Raw genomic sequence first — 16,545 nt, forward strand, 5'->3', positions numbered from 1 at the left:
TCAGATTCGCTCAAATCATTCTCTGCTGTCCCGCATTACTCTTTGGCTGTTCGGTCTTGCCTGAAAAAAAGGTGTCTCATGAACAAAAATGCATTTTTAAAGCACGTACCTTGGGTGATCCTCGGGATTATCGGTGCTTTTTGTCTTTCAGTGGTTGCACTTCGCCGTGGTGAACACGTCAGTGCGCTATGGATAGTTGTTGCTTCTGTTGCCGTTTATTTAGTTGCTTATCGTTATTACAGTCTTTACATCGCTCAAAAAGTGATGAAGCTTGATCCAACTAGAGCAACACCTTCTGTTCTTAATAATGACGGTTTGAACTATGTTCCGACTAACCGTTATGTTTTATTTGGTCACCACTTTGCAGCTATCGCGGGTGCAGGTCCTTTAGTGGGTCCAGTACTTGCTGCGCAGATGGGATATTTACCGGGTACACTTTGGCTATTAGCTGGGGTTGTGCTTGCTGGTGCAGTACAAGACTTTATGGTGTTGTTTATTTCAACACGCCGTAATGGTAACTCACTTGGTGAGATGATAAAGAAAGAGATGGGTCCTATTCCGGGTACTATCGCTTTATTCGGCTGTTTCCTTATCATGATCATCATTCTTGCAGTACTTGCACTTATCGTTGTTAAAGCATTAGCAGAAAGCCCATGGGGTGTGTTCACTGTTTGTTCAACAGTACCAATTGCCCTGTTTATGGGTATCTACATGCGCTATATCCGTCCAGGTCGTGTCGGTGAAGTCTCTGTTATCGGTATTGTATTACTGATTGCTGCGATTTGGTTTGGTGGTGTTATTGCTCAAGACCCATACTGGGGACCTGCGTTAACCTTTAAAGATACAACCATCACTTTTGGTCTTATTGGTTATGCTTTCGTGTCTGCATTACTGCCAGTTTGGTTGATCCTTGCGCCTCGTGACTACTTAGCGACGTTCCTGAAAATTGGGGTTATCGTTGGTTTAGCAATTGGTATTGTTATCCTAAACCCTGAACTGAAAATGCCAGCGGTTACTCAATATGTCGATGGTACAGGTCCATTATGGAAAGGGGCATTATTCCCATTCTTATTTATCACTATCGCTTGTGGTGCCGTTTCTGGTTTCCACGCACTGATTGCTTCAGGTACAACACCTAAGCTTATCGCAAATGAAATGGATGCGCGTTTTATCGGTTATGGTGCAATGTTGATGGAATCATTCGTTGCGATCATGGCGTTAGTAGCTGCATCTATCATTGAGCCAGGTCTGTATTTTGCAATGAATACACCGCCAGCAGGTTTAGGTATTACTATGCCAAACCTTCATGAATTAGGTGGTGAAAATACAGCAGTTATTATGGAGCAGTTGAGGGAAGTTACTGTACATACTGCTGCAACGGTTAGTTCATGGGGCTTTGTTATCTCGCCAGAAGAAATTCTACAAACGGCGAAAGATATTGGTGAGCCTTCTGTATTAAACCGTGCTGGTGGTGCGCCTACCTTAGCAGTTGGTATTGCAATGGTATTCCATAAAATCATTCCTGCTGCGGATATGGGCTTCTGGTATCACTTTGGTATCTTGTTCGAAGCGCTCTTTATTTTAACAGCGTTGGATGCAGGTACACGTTCTGGCCGCTTTATGTTCCAAGACTTGTTAGGTAACTTTATCCCTTACCTGAAGAAAACAAACTCATTCATTCCGGGTGTTATTGGTACAGCGGGTTGCGTAGGTTTATGGGGATATCTGTTATATCAAGGTGTTGTTGATCCATTAGGCGGTGTTAAGAGCTTGTGGCCTCTGTTTGGTATTTCAAACCAAATGTTAGCGGCGGTTGCTCTGGTATTAGGTACTGTTATCTTAATTAAGATGAAACGTACTAAATATATCTGGGTGACAGTGGTTCCAGCAGTATGGTTATTAATTTGTACAACATGGGCATTAGGTCTGAAACTTCTCAGTGATGACCCACAAATGGAAGGCTTCTTCTATTTAGCAAATGAGTACAAAGCGAAGATCTTAGCAGGTGGTGCCGACTTAACTGCGGCTGAAATTACCAATATGAATCATATTGTAATTAACAACTACACCAATGCGGGCTTAAGTATTCTGTTCTTAGTGGTTGTTTACAGCATCATTTTCTACGGTTTCCGTACTGCAATGAAAGCACGTAAAAACCCAGAAGTAACAGCAGAAGAAACACCATATGTTCCTATGCCAAAAGATGTAAAAGTGTCCTCAGGTCACTAATTTTAGGTAGTTAGGTTAACCCCCGTGCTGGCTTGCCAGTGCGGGGCTTAGGAGAAACTTATGTTTGGTAATTTAGGACAAGCTGGAAAATATCTAGGACAAGCAGCACGTATGCTAATAGGTATTCCTGATTACGATAATTATGTGCAACACATGAAAGATAACCATCCAGATAAGCCTGTTATGACCTATAACGAGTTTTTCCGTGAGCGTCAGGAAGCCCGTTATGGCGGTGGTGATGGTAAAGGCGGTTTTCGCTGTTGCTAATGATCCGTAAAGGAGATAAATGATGGAACCTATTGCAGTGACAATACTGACCGGTTTTTTAGGATCAGGAAAAACAACACTTTTACGTCATATGCTCAATGAAGAGCATGGTTATAAAATTGCTGTTATTGAAAATGAATTTGGTGAAGTACCGATTGATGATGAAATCATTGGTGATAGAGCCACTCAAATTAAAACGCTGACCAATGGTTGTATTTGTTGTAGCAAATCGAATGAATTAGAAGACACGCTATTAGACTTATGTGACAGCCTTGATCGTGGTGAAATCGAGTTTGATAGATTAGTTATTGAATGTACAGGCATGGCTGATCCCGGCCCTATTAGCCAAACATTCTTTTCTCATGAAATTATCTGCCAGCGCTACTTATTAGATGGCATTATCACGCTTGTTGATAATGTTCACGCTCAGCAACAACTGGATCAATTTACGATAGCACAATCACAAATTGGTTATGCTGATCGGATCTTATTAACGAAAACAGATGTTGCACCTGCCTCTCCTGAACTAATGGCACGACTAAGACGTATTAATGCCAGAGCACCTGTGCATACCGTTATTCATGGACAAATTGATTTAGGATTACTGTTTAACGTAAAAGGTTTTATGTTGAACGATAATCTCGATGTAAAACAGCCTCTGTTCCGTTATCAGGCTGATAAGCAAGATGACATCAATTCGATTGTGCTGAAATTTGATTATCCCGTTGAGTTGCAAGAAGTTTCAGACGTAATGGAAAAATTACTATTAAGCTTCGCTGATAATCTTTTGCGTTATAAAGGGATATTAAATATTAAAGACCAACCTAATCGCTTGTTATTCCAAGGTGTACAACGTCTTTATAGTGCTGATTGGGATAGGCCGTGGCATGAAGATGAAACACGCCAAAGCACATTGGTTTTTATCGGTATTCAATTACCAGAACAAGAGATAAGAGCTAGTTTTGATGCATTGATGCCTAGTACAGAAGAAAAGGCTCATTAACCTAATACCCTGTAGTGAGTGTTAGAAAGTAGTAAGAAGTAGAGCTGTAACCGTAGTCATTGAACCAACCATAGTAGTTGTAAATAGCAGTAACGAATATTGATAAGCTCCTGACTTGAGGAGGGTCCTGTTCCTAGGATCTTATGTTTCACCCCATAATAACCAACATTATGGGGTGCTTTTTTTTAAACGCTCAAATTAGCCATTGGCAACAGCTTTATATTCCATGATCTCAATAATTTGAATATCGGTATGTTGCATTGCACGGCTTGCCAATGCACACAGATTTTCAATTGTAGAATCAACGTCATGAGCAACAATACCGTCATTACCTGTCACATAAGTGTTATCTAGCGCCATTAATACAGCTTTATAAGCTGCACTCGCTCCGGTTGAGACTTTCATCGCACAGCTATTTGAAGCACCATCACAAATCACACCGCTGATATCACCAATCATGCTACTAATTGCCATAGCCATAGATTCGTAACGTTCATCCATAAGCCATGCAATTGCACCAGCAGCGCCCATTGATGCTGTTGTTGCCGCGCATAATGCAGATAGTGCAGGAAATTTATGGTGAATATAGATAGCCAGTAAATGGGAAAGCATTAATGCTCTTGCCATTTTTTCTTCGCCAACTTGTAAATATTCAGCAACTACCACAACAGGCATCGTTGCAGCAATACCTTGGTTACCTGAACCAGAGTTACTCATTGCAGGTAAAACGGCACCACCCATACGAGCATCAGATGCCGCAGAAGTACGGATCATGATTTCTGATAATAAATCTTTTGCTAATAAGCCACGCTGTTGTTGGCGTTGTAAAGTTTGCCCAATATGTAAACCATAAGTATTGTTCAAACCTTCTTTTGATAGCGCATCATTTAAGTGTGCTGACTCAAGGATAAAAGAAATTTCTTCTACTGGAGTTTGGGTAACAAACTGGTAAATTTCTTGGGTATTAGTTTGGGTTAACGTTTCTTTAATTTCACAAGGTGATGCAGACTGTTCTGCGCCATCGCAAGTGTTATCAAGAACAACATGACCGTTATGAATAATTTTAACGATATTAGTGTGATTACCGGCAATAATTACTGTTGCGCTATTTTCAGCATCTTCAACAGTCACTTCACTATATAGAACTTCTTGGCATGCTTTTTTAATTGAAACATTCACAATGCCAGCCGCTAATAGTGCTTTACTTTGTTCAACGTGATCTGGCGTTGCATTCTTTAATACTTCAAGACCTGCATTACAATCACCCCCAACGGCACCTAAACTCGCGGCAATGGATAATCCCACCATACCCGTACCTGGTACAGTTACGCCCATACCGTTTTTCATTAAATTGGGAGAAACTTCTGCACTAATGCGGGTAATAGGGTGTTGTAAGTAACTTGCTGCTGTTGCAGCCGCTAATGCAAGCGAGATAGGTTCAGTACAACCTAAAGCGGGTTTAACTTGTTGCTTAACTGCCGCTATCAATATTTTCCAACGAGAAGATAATTGTTCTTTCATTGCATGCATCCAATAAACAGTATGAGAATTCAAAGGGTTATTCTATTTTTAATACCATCATCATACTGAATTTATTGGAGAAAGTTTTTTCTGAATTTACTAACATTGTACAAATTTTGAGAAAATATTACCCTTTATAGCTTCTGTATTGGTAATTTTTTCCACATAAAATAAAAGCAAACGTTCTGACTCTTTAATGTAATTTATGAGTGCTAAAGAAGGAATATTTTGTATCTAGTGTATAAATTAAGGAGGATAAAAAATGAAGTTAAATAAGATAATTTAAAAAATTGACGATAAGATTAAATAAAAAGGCAATAGAACGAATACACAATTCTATTGCTAGTATAATCATCATACTTAATGTGGGCTAACTCAGAATCGTTAAAATAAAAATAATGAATGTTTTCAATATCACATTTTTATTTTAACAAAGCAGATAATAGGCTCATTAAATTTTAGTGTATAAGAATAATGCTTTATTATTTTGTTAATATTTTCATGATGATAGCTTTGATGTTTTTTTTAAATAAATAATTAAGTCTATATTTAGAAAAACAGTTAACTAGTTTTTATTTATAAAAATAACAATAAAATATCTTTGTCCATTTTTAATATGTTTATTATTTGAAAACAACCTGAAGCAACAAATATTGCTTCAGGTATATTTATCAATAATAGAAGATAGCAATAATAGCACTGTGGAAAACAAAACCTACCATAAGCGGTATTGCAGTCCTTTTTACAACATCAAATGGTTGTAATTTCGCGCCACTAGATACTGCAATGATAACACCTGCCACTGGAGACATACCACGTCCCATATGTGACGCTTGTTGCATTGGTAAAATCATCGCAATTGGGTTTACACCCATGCTATGGGCGATTTGTGGAATAAGTTCAACGAATGCAAGGAAAGGCGCATTACCTGAACCCATAATAATCGCTGCAGCTAATGTTACGATAGCGAAGACCAATGCCATTGCAAATGGTGGCAAGCCAACGGATTCCGCCATCACGATCAGGCTGTCAATTGCACCACTGACTTTAATACCATGAGCAAAAACACCCGCTGCGACTAATAATCCCACAACGTTACTAAATGCAGAACCCATACCCTTTAAGAAATGCTGGAAGCCTGCACACACTGATTTAAAATCACGTAAGCGTAATGTTTCAATCAGCATACAAATTGCCATTGAAATCAATACAATTGTGACCACATCAAGGTGAATGCCTTCAACAAATAGGCTTGATGAACTTACTGCCATAATAATAGGTAACATTGGCAGTAAGGCATAAAAGCCGGGTACATTTTTATCACTCTTTGCTTCTTCAGACATTTTGCCTAACTGAGGCACAAATCCGGCTTTGCGGTCACAATGGCGCTGCCAGAAGATATGTGTAATACCAACAGCTAATACGGTTGCAATCGCCGCAGGGCCTTGGTAATAAAGCACATATTCAACAACCCCTAAGTCAACCGCTTTTGCACCACGAATGGCATCAATAGCAGTTGGGGTGTAAGCAACGCCTAATGAAGTTGCGATCACGCCCGCAGCAGATGCTGGGGATAAGCCAAGTCCTATCATAATCGGGAACATCGTACCCATTAATAGAACGGCCAATCCAGTTGCTGAAGGAATAGCAAGTTGCAAAATACTCGCGAGTAAAAAAGAGAAAAATAGCAACACATAAGGTGAGCGCATATTTTTCAATGGGCGGGTTGCAACACGTACAACGGCCTCATTAGCGCCAATATGATCCATATAATGCGCAAATCCCATCAGTGCCATGATCATTAAACCAAGATCAGCCGCACGACTACTAAAGAGATCACGCATTACTTCAAAAGGATCTAACCAGCCAATACCTGTTGTTTTGACATTTTTAGGAAGAATATCTCCCCAACCAAACATCATTGTTAGCGCCATTAAGGCTAAACCAGCAACTAACAAGACAGGCTCTGCTTTATATCCTTTCAAGATCATTCTAGCGACAATAACAACGACAATTAAGACCGCAAGAATTTGGATCATGCCTTAGCTCCAGGTGCAAAGCGCTCAGCTGTGATCTTAACGACAGATTTTAAGACATCGCTGGCAGCGTAAAGCGATTTAACTGGTAGATATTCATAAATAGAGTGGAAGTTATGAGCACCAGTAAAGATATTAGGACAAGGCAGACCATTTTGTGAGAGTGCGGCACCGTCATAACCACCACGCATTGGAATTGGGCGAGGTGTAATGCCATTCGCTTCATAAGCGGCAACAGCAATATCGATAGGGTAACGGTTATCGCCTTGCAGGCTATTAAAGACGTTGGCATAACGGTCAGCAAGTTTACAAGTTACAGAGCCTTCACCCCATAAACCTTCACAATAATCTGAAAGTTGTTTTAAAAATGCCATGCGTTGTGCATAACCTTTTTCGGTGAAATCACGCACATCCATTTTTAATACAGTACGAGCGCTATTACCTGCTAATTGCTTGACCCAATAATAACCTTCACGACCTTCGGTATACTCTGGTGCTTCACCGCCCGGTAGCATTGCAACAAATTTATGTGCCATTAACAGTGAATTTTTTAATTTACCTTTTGCAGACATTGGGTGAGCTGAAGCACCAGTAAAGGTAATTTCAACATCTCCTGCATTCCAGTTTTCATATACTAATTCACCAATACCACAGCAATCTAATGTATAGGCAAAATCGGCACCGAATTCTTTAGTATCAAAGACTTTTGCACCACGTAAACCTTGCTCTTCATCGGGTACAAAACCAATTTTAACTGTACCGTGTTTCACTTCAGGATGTTGTTTAAAGTACTGCAACATATCCATAATTGAGGCGATAGCCGCTTTATCGTCAGCACCTAATAAGCTAGTACCATCGGTTACGATAATATCGTCACCAATATAGTTTTCTAATTCAGGAAATTCGCTTTGACGTAAAAAGATCTCAAGTTCTTTATTTAAGCAAAGATCGCCACCTTTATAAGGTAGGATTTGCGCTTTGGTGTCATTAGTTTGTTCTGCACTAGTGTCTAAATGGCCAAAGAAAGCAACGGTTGGAACTTCATAGTCAAGATTAGAAGGCAGTGTCGCGGTAACAATCGCAGTATCACGAATTTTGATATCTTCAACACCTAAAGCTTTTAACTCTTCGACTAATTGTAGAGCTAGGACTCGCTGACCTTCTGAAGAAGGCATAATACCAGCTGCGCCATTTTCCCTATTTGTGGTGGTGTTAACTTTTGTATAAGAAATAAACCGTTCAACGAGATTCATGACAATACTCCATTATGTTTTTAATTGTATTCTCTGTACTAATACTTACTGATTTTGCTTATTAGAAAAGACTAACATCTACTTGTATCATAAAAAAAACAATAGGGAATTATAGAAAAATTATTATTTTTACAATAAATTTTTAATGTTGATTATTATTTAATTTTTGGTTTTTTCTTTATTAAAAAAAATAGTGTTTTTTGTAGGTGAGGATATTTTATTTAACTTATGGGGATTTTTTTCTGTGATCTTAATCATGGAAAAAGCATTGTAAACATTAGATGTTTTAAAAATATAAAAATAATCATTATTTATTTTAATGTTTTATTTTATTAAATAGTTATATTTTATTAACCTTTTTATAGAATATAATCACAAATAATGAACAAAAGAACGTAACTTATTGATAGAAGCTAATTATGATATACGGTTTAATTCTCCTAAAATGACTAAGGGGGATATATGTATATAAATAATATGGTTAGAAGTACATTTTTAGCGATAAAAAACATTGAAAATAAAGGGGATAAAATTAAAAATGTTTTAAATGGAGTGGTATTAAGTTGTTATAATACAATTATTAGTTTTATAAAGCCAAGTTTTAATATAAAAAATAATTTCTTAGGGCTAAGAAAAAGTATTTCTAATATTGAAAATAAAAACAATCAGAGTGAAAATAAAACGACAAAGTTAGATAGCAAAGAAAAAATAAATAAAGAAGAACTTAATGAAACTAATGAAGTCTTTGACAAGTCATTCTCTTACGCCCAAAGAAAAGTAAAAAGTGATAAAATAAAAGAGAGTGTAATTAATGATATTATCTCCTCTTTGGAGGGAATATCTACATTAGAGAAAGAAAAAATCACACAATTTAAGAATGAATTAAAATTTAACTCTAAATGGATTCTATTTTCTGGTGATGCAATCTCTTTAGAAAAAACTAAAAATAATTATTTAGAGTCAATAGTAGATACCATATTAAATTCAGACGATAAAATAAAATCTAATTTTGGAAGTATTGATAATTACAAACATTTTTTACGCGATGATATCAATAATGCTGTTGAGTGTGTTCTTTATAAAAACTAAATTTATAGATGGTAGATAAATGATAGAAATAGGAAAATCAAAATATAGAATAGTATCTATGTTAAACTAATGGAATGATAATAATGATTATCGAAAAGATAAGTGGGTCACTACAAGGAAGTTCTTCATATTTATCAAATCAATCATCAAGTATTGATTTTAACATTAAACCTAGCTCTGTATTATTAATAGAGAATTCAGTAAATAAAATTTCTGATGTGAGATATTTAAATGATAAAGGCTTAATAGAAGATGAACCCATTTATATGGAAATGAGTAAGAGTGTAGGTAATGTTACCAATTCTTATGAAGTTCATTATGATGATAATACTGATAGTTATCTCTTTAATAAGAATTTATCCATTAATAATAAGAAGTTTAATTTTTTTGTTGATTTAAATGAGAAAGAAATTGAGTCAATATTTAGTGAGCTAAAAATTAAAAATTATGATATTAATAAACTAAGAATTACCAATTTTTCTGTTGAAGATTTTATAGAGGATATTGTTGAAGAAAATATTTATGAAACAATGAATGATGATTACTCCTTAAGTGAAAAATTAGAATTAATTAATGATTTATCTGACGTTGTTTCTAAAGATAAAAAAATAAAAGGAATTTTCAAAGATAATCTAATTAAATGTTTAAATAATATTTCATTAAATGAATTGTTTTCTTTATGTGAAGAATATGAAGAACAGTATGAAGTAGAAGAGTTTTTTTTAATTAGTCGATTTATTTTTCGATTTATAGAGGATTTTAATAAATCAAATAATAATAAAATAAAATCAAATGAAGATTTAAAGAGAGGGATAAATTCTATTATCCTTTTAAAAAGCCTAAAATTTAAAGATAATAATATTATTTAATATATTCCCCCGATAACAATATCGGGGGAAGTTCGATTATTATATATCCAAGCGCTTTGTTTGCCATCGACGAGAGCGCCAACGCCATGCGTTAGTTAATCCGCGTAACCACTCATCACAAAGGAAGCCAATCCATATACCAATTAGGCCCATTTCCATTTTTATACCGAGGAAATAACCCACCGGAATAGCCACACCCCACATAAAGCAAATTGCTGTCATAAGAGGGAATTTAGCATCGCCTGCCGCACGTAAGGCATTTACCATTACGATATTAAAAGTACGACCTGGCTCTAAAAAGACGGACAAAATAAACAGTGGGATCAATTGGTCGATAATGCGCTGGTCTTCTGTAATGGAATACAAAATAGGATCACGCATAAACCAATAAACAATAACTACCCCAATCGTAAATATCACGCCTGTTTTTAAGCTTTTCCAACCTCGAACAAAAGCATCATCAAAGCGCTTTGCACCAACTAAATGGCCTACTAATATTTCATTACCAATGCTAATCGCAATTCCAAAGAGCATTAAAAATAATGACAATTGGAAATAGAGCGTTTGTGCTGCAAGAGGGACTTCACCCATTAATCCAATAAAGGCAGATGCAGTCATATAATGTAAAATCCAAACCAAGTTTTCTCCCGCAGCGGGCAAACCGATATGTAGGATTTTCCCTAACATATTTTTAGACCACACTACGAGTTGTTTGGCTTCGAATTTAATACGTAAACCGTAGAACAGTAATCCACACAGTAAAATCACGGCGATAATACGGCCGACAACAGTAGACCAAGCAACACCCACTAATCCGTATTGTGGTAAACCAAAGAAGCCATAAAGCACAATCATATTACCAATAACGGTAACAATATTGGCTATCAATGTGACATACATAGCCGCTTTAGATTTGCCATAGACTCTCAGACAAGCTGCAAGAATAATCGAAATTGCCTCAGGAATAAGGCAAATACCAATAATATGTAGGTAGTTATAGCCATCTTGCACTAAATGCTCAGGCGTATTCATGATATGTAGAATATTGTAGCCAAAGAAAAGAATGATCAAAGCGCTACTAATACCTAGCAAAGAGTTAAAAGCGATAGAAATATGAATCGCTTGGCTGGCTTTTTCTCTTTTACCTGCACCTAAGTATTGTGCAATAACAACACTACAGCCCACACTAATAAAGCTAAAGATGGTGATAAACAGGTCAAAGACTTGGTTACCTACACCCATTGCTGCTAAGTAAGCGGTAGAAACGTGGCTTACCATATAGGTATTAATTAAAAGAGTGGCTAGATGTAGGAATATATCTATAAATATTGGCCAACTAAGGGAAAAAAGCGAGCGATCCGCTACATCAGACTGATGCATTGAAAACCTTCTTAAAAACAGAGTGAAATCGATATTATTAATATAACGTGTGGGAAGATAGGGAATTCTACAAGGTTTATTTATAAGGTAATAGTGCAAATAATGTTTATCTGGCAAAAAAGATGTTTATATGGTTTATTCGTTGATAACTAATCACTATTATCATTAAGAGATGATTAACGTTAAAGTCAGGGGAATTAATGAATACTAAAATAAAAGTGGCGATTGTCGGTTATGGCAATATTGGTCGATTTGCATTAGAAGCTGTTCAAGCAGCTCAAGATTTTGAATTAATGGGTGTTGTTCGTCGTGATATCAATAATATCCCAGAAGAACTGCAAAATATTACCGTAACTAACGATATCAAAACATTAGGTAATATTGATGTTGCACTCTTATGCTCACCGACACGCGCGATTAAAGAGTTAGCAAAATCTATTTTAAGCTTAGGGATTAATACAGTAGATAGTTTTGATGTTCACAGTGAAATTGTGTCATTAAAAACAGAATTAGATGAAGTTGCGAAAAAACATGACCGCGTTGCTGTTATTTCTGCGGGATGGGATCCAGGCTCTGATTCTATTGTTCGTACTTTAATGTTAGCTATGGCACCAAAAGGGATTACTTATACTAACTTTGGGCCAGGAATGAGTATGGGGCACAGCGTTGCGGCTAAGACCATTGATGGTGTCAAAGATGCACTTTCAATGACTATTCCATTAGGTACAGGTGTTCATCGCCGTATGGTTTACGTGGAATTGGAAGCAGGGGCGAATTTTAATCAAGTAGAGCAAGCTATTAAAGCAGATAGCTATTTTTCTTCTGATGAAACCCATATTAAGCAAGTTGATTGTGTTGATAGCTTAAAAGATGTGGGGCATGGCGTTCATATGACCCATAAAGGGGTATCAGGTAAAACTCATAATCAATTATTTGAATACTCAATGCGAATTAACAACCCTGCATTGACCTCTCAATTTATGGTATCTGCCGCAAGAGCCAGTATGAAACAACGTGCAGGCGCTTATACTGTTATTGAAATTCCACCTGTTGATTTCTTAGCGGGTGATTTAAATACATTAATTGCCAAATTGGTCTAATTTCAATTAAGACTCTCTGCATAAAATATTGCCCACATAAAGTGGGCAATATGGATTAACGCTTAGGCAAACTTGATGATTTTGAATTAGCGTTTAATACTTTTAAATTCTTTGGTAGTTGCGGTTAATGCCACTTCTGTTGGTAAGCGTTCCATTGAGCTTGCGCCATAGAAGCCATGACAGTCAGGGCAATTATCTAAGATATATTGTGCATCTTCTGGCGTTGCTATTGGGCCACCATGGCAAAGCACAATAACATCAGAACGCACAGCTTTTGCCGCTTTTGCCCAGTCATTAATTAGAGGAACACAGTCCGCTAATGTTAATGCTGTTTCAGCACCAATATTACCGCCAGTTGTTAACCCCATATGAGGGACAATAATATCTGCGCCAGCCTCAGCCATTGCAATCGCATCTTCACGACTAAAGACATAAGGTGTGGTTAATAAACCTTTTTCATGGGCTTTGCGGATCATATCCACTTCAAGCCCATAACCCATACCTGTTTCTTCTAAGTTAGCGCGGAAATTACCATCAATCAGACCTACTGTTGGGAAATTCTGTACGCCAGCAAAGCCTGTTGCTTTAACTTCATCTAAGAATTTATCGAAGTTACAGAATGGATCTGTACCGTTAACACCAGCAAGCACAGGTGTATGTTTAACAACCGGTAATACTTCTTTTGCCATATCCATAACGATTTCATTAGCGTTACCATAAGCTAATAAACCCGCTAAAGATCCTCGACCAGCCATACGGTAACGACCTGAGTTATAAATAACAATAAGGTCAATACCACCGGCTTCTTCACACTTAGCTGAAAGTCCTGTACCTGCGCCACCACCAATAATCGGTTCATGGCGTGCAATCATTTCATTGAATTTTTTTAGTAACGTTTCACGTGAATGAGTCATTCTTCTTTCTCCGTGGTTAACAAATAAGTTCCTGGTGTAAATCATAAATTTGCTGAGTAAACTCAGCGGAGTTTATGTGATAAGGACTGATGACTAACTGACGAGTCTCTGTCTCTTTAAATGTTGTTATAAATGCATCAAAAAAAGCTTGGTTCGCTTTAGGCTCCCAGAAAGGGGCTCCTTCAATATCCAGAGCTGAAAAACCGCCCTGTGGTAATACAAACCGCAATGGACCTTCACACTGATTGAGTTTTTCAGCGATCCAGATACCTAATTGACGGTTTTCCTCTGGTGTTGTGCGCATTAAGGTGACTTGCGCATTATGATGATAAAATTGACGCCCTTTATATTTCTCAGGAATACTAGAAGGGCGACCAAAGTTCACCATATCTAATGCGCCACAAGAACCTATATAAGGGGTTTTGGTACGGGCGATTGCACCAAAACGGTCTTCATCACAAGCAAGCACACCGTCAAACAAGTAATCACATACTTCTGTTGTTGTAAGATCGAGCACGCTATGAAGTAAGTGACTGTCTGCTAGTTTTTCCATGGCTTTACCGCCACTTCCTGTTGCGTGAAAAACAAGGCAGTCATAATTATTTTCAAGTTTTTGTGTGAGTTGTTGTACACAAGGCGTAGTTACACCAAACATCGTTAATGCAACAGCCGGTTTATCAACAACTTGTTCTTCTTGGTAAAAATAAACAGCGCCAGCTATTTGATTTGCCGCATTTCTTAGTACCTTACGAGAAATACGATTCAAGCCGGATACATCTGTAACGGAGTACATCATTGAGATATCACTTGCACCGATATAGCCTGAAATATCACCAGACGCCATCGTAGATACCATCAATTTAGGTACACCAATTGGCAGCGATTGCATTGCTGGTGTAATCAGTGCCGTTCCCCCTGATCCGCCTAGCCCAAGAATGGCTAAGACATCATCACAGTGAGTTAAATAGTGTTCAAATGCGATAGACATCGCTTCTATTGCTTTCCCTCTATCGCCACAAAAAACAGCTTCTTCGCCATTTGGGTGAAAGCGTGCAACTTCTGTTGCTGTGACATCGGCTTCTCTAGCTAATGCCGTGGGTTTGGTTGTCAAGTCAACGGTTTTAACAGGAAGGCCTGCTTTTTTAATTAAATCACTGACATAAAAAATCTCAGCACTTTTAGTATCAAGCGTTGTGGCAATATAAATAGAACCAGAATACTGTTTCATAAGCCTTCCCATACCTTTTATGATTATCGACGAATAGATTATAATCATAATGAGACTAGAGTTTCATTTATCATAGCATCGTTTTGAGACTGCTGTCTCATTATTTTTATTTTTTGTACATTAAAGGTCGATAAGGTGCGATTAATCACCTAAAGTAAACGTCAAGTGTTGTGAATATTTAGCTTAAAATAAGCCAGACACATAAAAGTGTAGAAATAACGAAGGATCTTCTATGAGTTACAGTGATGAAACGGATGCAATGTCCGGTACACGAAAAAGAACCCATCAATTATTGGTGACAACAGCATTGGGGCTTTTTGAGCAAGGAATGTTACCGACAGTGTCGGAATTAGCGGCACATGCAGGTGTTTCGAGAGCAACCGCATATCGTTATTTTCCCACACAAAGTGATTTAATTAGTGCCACAGTTGACGCAAGTTTAGCGCCGATCATTGCATGGACACCTACTCCTGAAGATAATACGCAACAACGCATTACTGAATTGCTCAATCTTGCCTATCCACAAATGTTTAAACATGAAGGTGCGCTACGTGGCGCATTGCAAGTTTCATTGCAGCAATGGGCAAAAGAGAGGCAATCAAGTGAATATGCAGAAAAACGATTTATTCGCGGTCATCGTAAAGAGATTTTACTCAAAGTTATTGAGCCATTAAAATCACACTATCCTCAAGAAATGTGGGATAAGGTGATTAAATCGTTCTCTTTAATTTACGGGTCTGAAGTCTTTTTGGTAATGAAAGATATCTGGAAAATGGATGATCAACAGGTCATTGATATGACTCAATGGATGGCAAAAGCTATTTTAAATCAGGCAAAATCTGATTATCCCGCAGATAACGATTAATTATTTGAATAAATCAGTTAAAATTGTATAAATCATTTACGTTTTAGCTATTGCAGGGATCGTTATGTCACACAAAACAGAAGACCAAGAGTGGCTGGTAGAACAACTACAATTTATTGCACAAGGCATTGGTAAAACATTATCGCCTTTTTGTGAAGTTGTACTTCATGATCTAACCGATAGTGAAAATACCATTATGGTCATTGAAAATAATCTATCAGGTAGAAAAGTGGGGGATAGAGCAACTGAATTGGGAATGGCACGTATTGAATCGTCGAATTTCCCTCAAATAGTGGCTAATTACCCGAATCAATTTCCTGATGGTAGAACAGCAAAAAGTACCTCTATTGGTATTAAAGATAAGCAAGGTAATTATGTTGCTGCGTTATGTTTAAATATTGATATTTCAATGATCAAAGGATTACAAATGGTGCTGAACCAATTTGCGACCCTTGAAGAAGGTAATGACATTATTGAAACCTTTAGTTCAGTGACTGAAGACTCGCTGAAAAAACGTATCGATGAATTTTCTGCGACTTATTCAGTGACACCAAGAGCATTGAAGCCACATCAACGACGTGAATTACTACTATGTTTACAGGATGAAGGCTATCTTTCACTGCGTAAGGCAATGGAAATTACCGCACAATATCTTGGTGTTTCAAGAGCGACTGTGTATAACGATTTAAAAGAGTAGTCATCTTTCATTATTAGCTATTGCTAAAGAATAAATAAACTTAAAAAAAGATATCACTTGTTGATATCTTTTTTTATTTCTATTTTTATAGTTT

At 37.2% G+C, this 16,545-nt stretch carries 14 protein-coding genes; 8 read left to right on the top strand and 6 right to left on the bottom strand.

Going from position 1 to position 16,545, the window contains the following annotated elements; all coding sequences use genetic code 11:
• The first annotated feature begins 78 nt into the window (after positions 1 to 78).
• From AB4J89_RS12670 to yjiA, 3 genes are read left to right on the top strand one after another with little or no spacing between them, the layout of a single operon-like run.
• Positions 79 to 2,229, top strand: coding sequence for a carbon starvation CstA family protein (locus AB4J89_RS12670; protein ID WP_088493656.1), 2,151 nt, complete (start codon positions 79 to 81; stop codon positions 2,227 to 2,229).
• 60 nt (positions 2,230 to 2,289) lie between these two features.
• Positions 2,290 to 2,496, top strand: a complete 207-nt coding sequence (locus AB4J89_RS12675; RefSeq protein WP_004245057.1) for a YbdD/YjiX family protein — start codon at positions 2,290 to 2,292, stop codon at positions 2,494 to 2,496.
• Positions 2,497 to 2,518: 22 nt separating this feature from the next.
• The gene (gene yjiA / locus AB4J89_RS12680) at positions 2,519 to 3,499 is read left to right on the top strand and encodes a GTPase (RefSeq protein ID WP_270754520.1); all 981 of its coding nucleotides are present in this window, start codon (positions 2,519 to 2,521) and stop codon (positions 3,497 to 3,499) included.
• 198 nt (positions 3,500 to 3,697) lie between these two features.
• On the opposite strand, the gene AB4J89_RS12685 is transcribed toward yjiA, so the two are convergent.
• From AB4J89_RS12685 to pepT, 3 genes are all read right to left on the bottom strand, one after another.
• Positions 3,698 to 5,020, bottom strand: a complete 1,323-nt coding sequence (locus AB4J89_RS12685; RefSeq protein ID WP_368469471.1) for a serine dehydratase subunit alpha family protein — start codon at positions 5,018 to 5,020, stop codon at positions 3,698 to 3,700.
• Positions 5,021 to 5,691: 671 nt separating this feature from the next.
• A complete protein-coding gene (dcuC, locus tag AB4J89_RS12690) occupies positions 5,692 to 7,059 on the bottom strand; it encodes a C4-dicarboxylate transporter DcuC (RefSeq protein WP_088493653.1) in 1,368 nt (455 codons plus the stop codon).
• Positions 7,056 to 8,309 carry a peptidase T gene (pepT, locus tag AB4J89_RS12695; protein ID WP_194951885.1) on the bottom strand — a complete coding sequence of 418 codons (1,254 nt, stop codon included), beginning with the start codon at positions 8,307 to 8,309 and terminating at the stop codon, positions 7,056 to 7,058. The genes dcuC and pepT overlap by 4 nt, the downstream gene beginning before the upstream one ends.
• A gap of 462 nt (positions 8,310 to 8,771) precedes the next feature.
• Here pepT and AB4J89_RS12700 point away from each other — a divergent pair, with 462 nt between their 5' ends.
• Both AB4J89_RS12700 and AB4J89_RS12705 read left to right on the top strand, forming a co-directional pair.
• Positions 8,772 to 9,398, top strand: a complete 627-nt coding sequence (locus tag AB4J89_RS12700) for a hypothetical protein (RefSeq protein WP_368469473.1) — start codon at positions 8,772 to 8,774, stop codon at positions 9,396 to 9,398.
• Between the two features lie 83 nt (positions 9,399 to 9,481).
• Entirely contained in the window at positions 9,482 to 10,267 is a 786-nt protein-coding gene (locus AB4J89_RS12705) for a hypothetical protein (protein ID WP_368469475.1), read from the top strand.
• A gap of 39 nt (positions 10,268 to 10,306) precedes the next feature.
• On the opposite strand, the gene AB4J89_RS12710 is transcribed toward AB4J89_RS12705, so the two are convergent.
• The gene (locus AB4J89_RS12710; protein WP_088493649.1) at positions 10,307 to 11,647 is read right to left on the bottom strand and encodes an MATE family efflux transporter; all 1,341 of its coding nucleotides are present in this window, start codon (positions 11,645 to 11,647) and stop codon (positions 10,307 to 10,309) included.
• A 200-nt stretch (positions 11,648 to 11,847) separates the two neighbouring features.
• Here AB4J89_RS12710 and AB4J89_RS12715 point away from each other — a divergent pair, with 200 nt between their 5' ends.
• Positions 11,848 to 12,747, top strand: a complete 900-nt coding sequence (locus tag AB4J89_RS12715; RefSeq protein WP_088493648.1) for a diaminopimelate dehydrogenase — start codon at positions 11,848 to 11,850, stop codon at positions 12,745 to 12,747.
• Positions 12,748 to 12,833: 86 nt separating this feature from the next.
• On the opposite strand, the gene AB4J89_RS12720 is transcribed toward AB4J89_RS12715, so the two are convergent.
• Positions 12,834 to 13,661 carry a phosphoenolpyruvate hydrolase family protein gene (locus AB4J89_RS12720; protein ID WP_088493647.1) on the bottom strand — a complete coding sequence of 276 codons (828 nt, stop codon included), beginning with the start codon at positions 13,659 to 13,661 and terminating at the stop codon, positions 12,834 to 12,836.
• Positions 13,662 to 13,677: 16 nt separating this feature from the next.
• Positions 13,678 to 14,889, bottom strand: coding sequence for a Tm-1-like ATP-binding domain-containing protein (locus AB4J89_RS12725; protein WP_368469477.1), 1,212 nt, complete (start codon positions 14,887 to 14,889; stop codon positions 13,678 to 13,680).
• Between the two features lie 232 nt (positions 14,890 to 15,121).
• On the opposite strand from AB4J89_RS12725, the gene AB4J89_RS12730 reads away from it, so the two are divergent.
• Positions 15,122 to 15,754 carry a TetR/AcrR family transcriptional regulator gene (locus tag AB4J89_RS12730; protein WP_072063633.1) on the top strand — a complete coding sequence of 211 codons (633 nt, stop codon included), beginning with the start codon at positions 15,122 to 15,124 and terminating at the stop codon, positions 15,752 to 15,754.
• A gap of 64 nt (positions 15,755 to 15,818) precedes the next feature.
• Complete coding sequence (locus tag AB4J89_RS12735; RefSeq protein ID WP_075674283.1) at positions 15,819 to 16,451, top strand: transcriptional regulator; 633 nt, start codon at positions 15,819 to 15,821, stop codon at positions 16,449 to 16,451.
• Positions 16,452 to 16,545: the final 94 nt, after the last annotated feature.

This window comes from Proteus sp. STS61-E (genome assembly GCF_040932335.1).
GTDB classification, from domain to species: Bacteria; Pseudomonadota; Gammaproteobacteria; order Enterobacterales; family Enterobacteriaceae; genus Proteus; species Proteus mirabilis_B.

Excerpts from the sequence above, each read along its gene's own strand:
- AB4J89_RS12670 (WP_088493656.1), top strand. The coding sequence starts at position 79 with ATGAACAAAAATGCATTTTTAAAGCACGTACCTTGGGTGATCCTCGGG.
- AB4J89_RS12675 (WP_004245057.1), top strand. The coding sequence starts at position 2,290 with ATGTTTGGTAATTTAGGACAAGCTGGAAAATATCTAGGACAAGCAGCA.
- yjiA (WP_270754520.1), top strand. The coding sequence starts at position 2,519 with ATGGAACCTATTGCAGTGACAATACTGACCGGTTTTTTAGGATCAGGA.
- AB4J89_RS12685 (WP_368469471.1), bottom strand. The coding sequence starts at position 5,020 with ATGAAAGAACAATTATCTTCTCGTTGGAAAATATTGATAGCGGCAGTT.
- dcuC (WP_088493653.1), bottom strand. The coding sequence starts at position 7,059 with ATGATCCAAATTCTTGCGGTCTTAATTGTCGTTGTTATTGTCGCTAGA.
- pepT (WP_194951885.1), bottom strand. The coding sequence starts at position 8,309 with ATGAATCTCGTTGAACGGTTTATTTCTTATACAAAAGTTAACACCACC.
- AB4J89_RS12700 (WP_368469473.1), top strand. The coding sequence starts at position 8,772 with ATGTATATAAATAATATGGTTAGAAGTACATTTTTAGCGATAAAAAAC.
- AB4J89_RS12705 (WP_368469475.1), top strand. The coding sequence starts at position 9,482 with ATGATTATCGAAAAGATAAGTGGGTCACTACAAGGAAGTTCTTCATAT.
- AB4J89_RS12710 (WP_088493649.1), bottom strand. The coding sequence starts at position 11,647 with ATGCATCAGTCTGATGTAGCGGATCGCTCGCTTTTTTCCCTTAGTTGG.
- AB4J89_RS12715 (WP_088493648.1), top strand. The coding sequence starts at position 11,848 with ATGAATACTAAAATAAAAGTGGCGATTGTCGGTTATGGCAATATTGGT.
- AB4J89_RS12720 (WP_088493647.1), bottom strand. The coding sequence starts at position 13,661 with ATGACTCATTCACGTGAAACGTTACTAAAAAAATTCAATGAAATGATT.
- AB4J89_RS12725 (WP_368469477.1), bottom strand. The coding sequence starts at position 14,889 with ATGAAACAGTATTCTGGTTCTATTTATATTGCCACAACGCTTGATACT.
- AB4J89_RS12730 (WP_072063633.1), top strand. The coding sequence starts at position 15,122 with ATGAGTTACAGTGATGAAACGGATGCAATGTCCGGTACACGAAAAAGA.
- AB4J89_RS12735 (WP_075674283.1), top strand. The coding sequence starts at position 15,819 with ATGTCACACAAAACAGAAGACCAAGAGTGGCTGGTAGAACAACTACAA.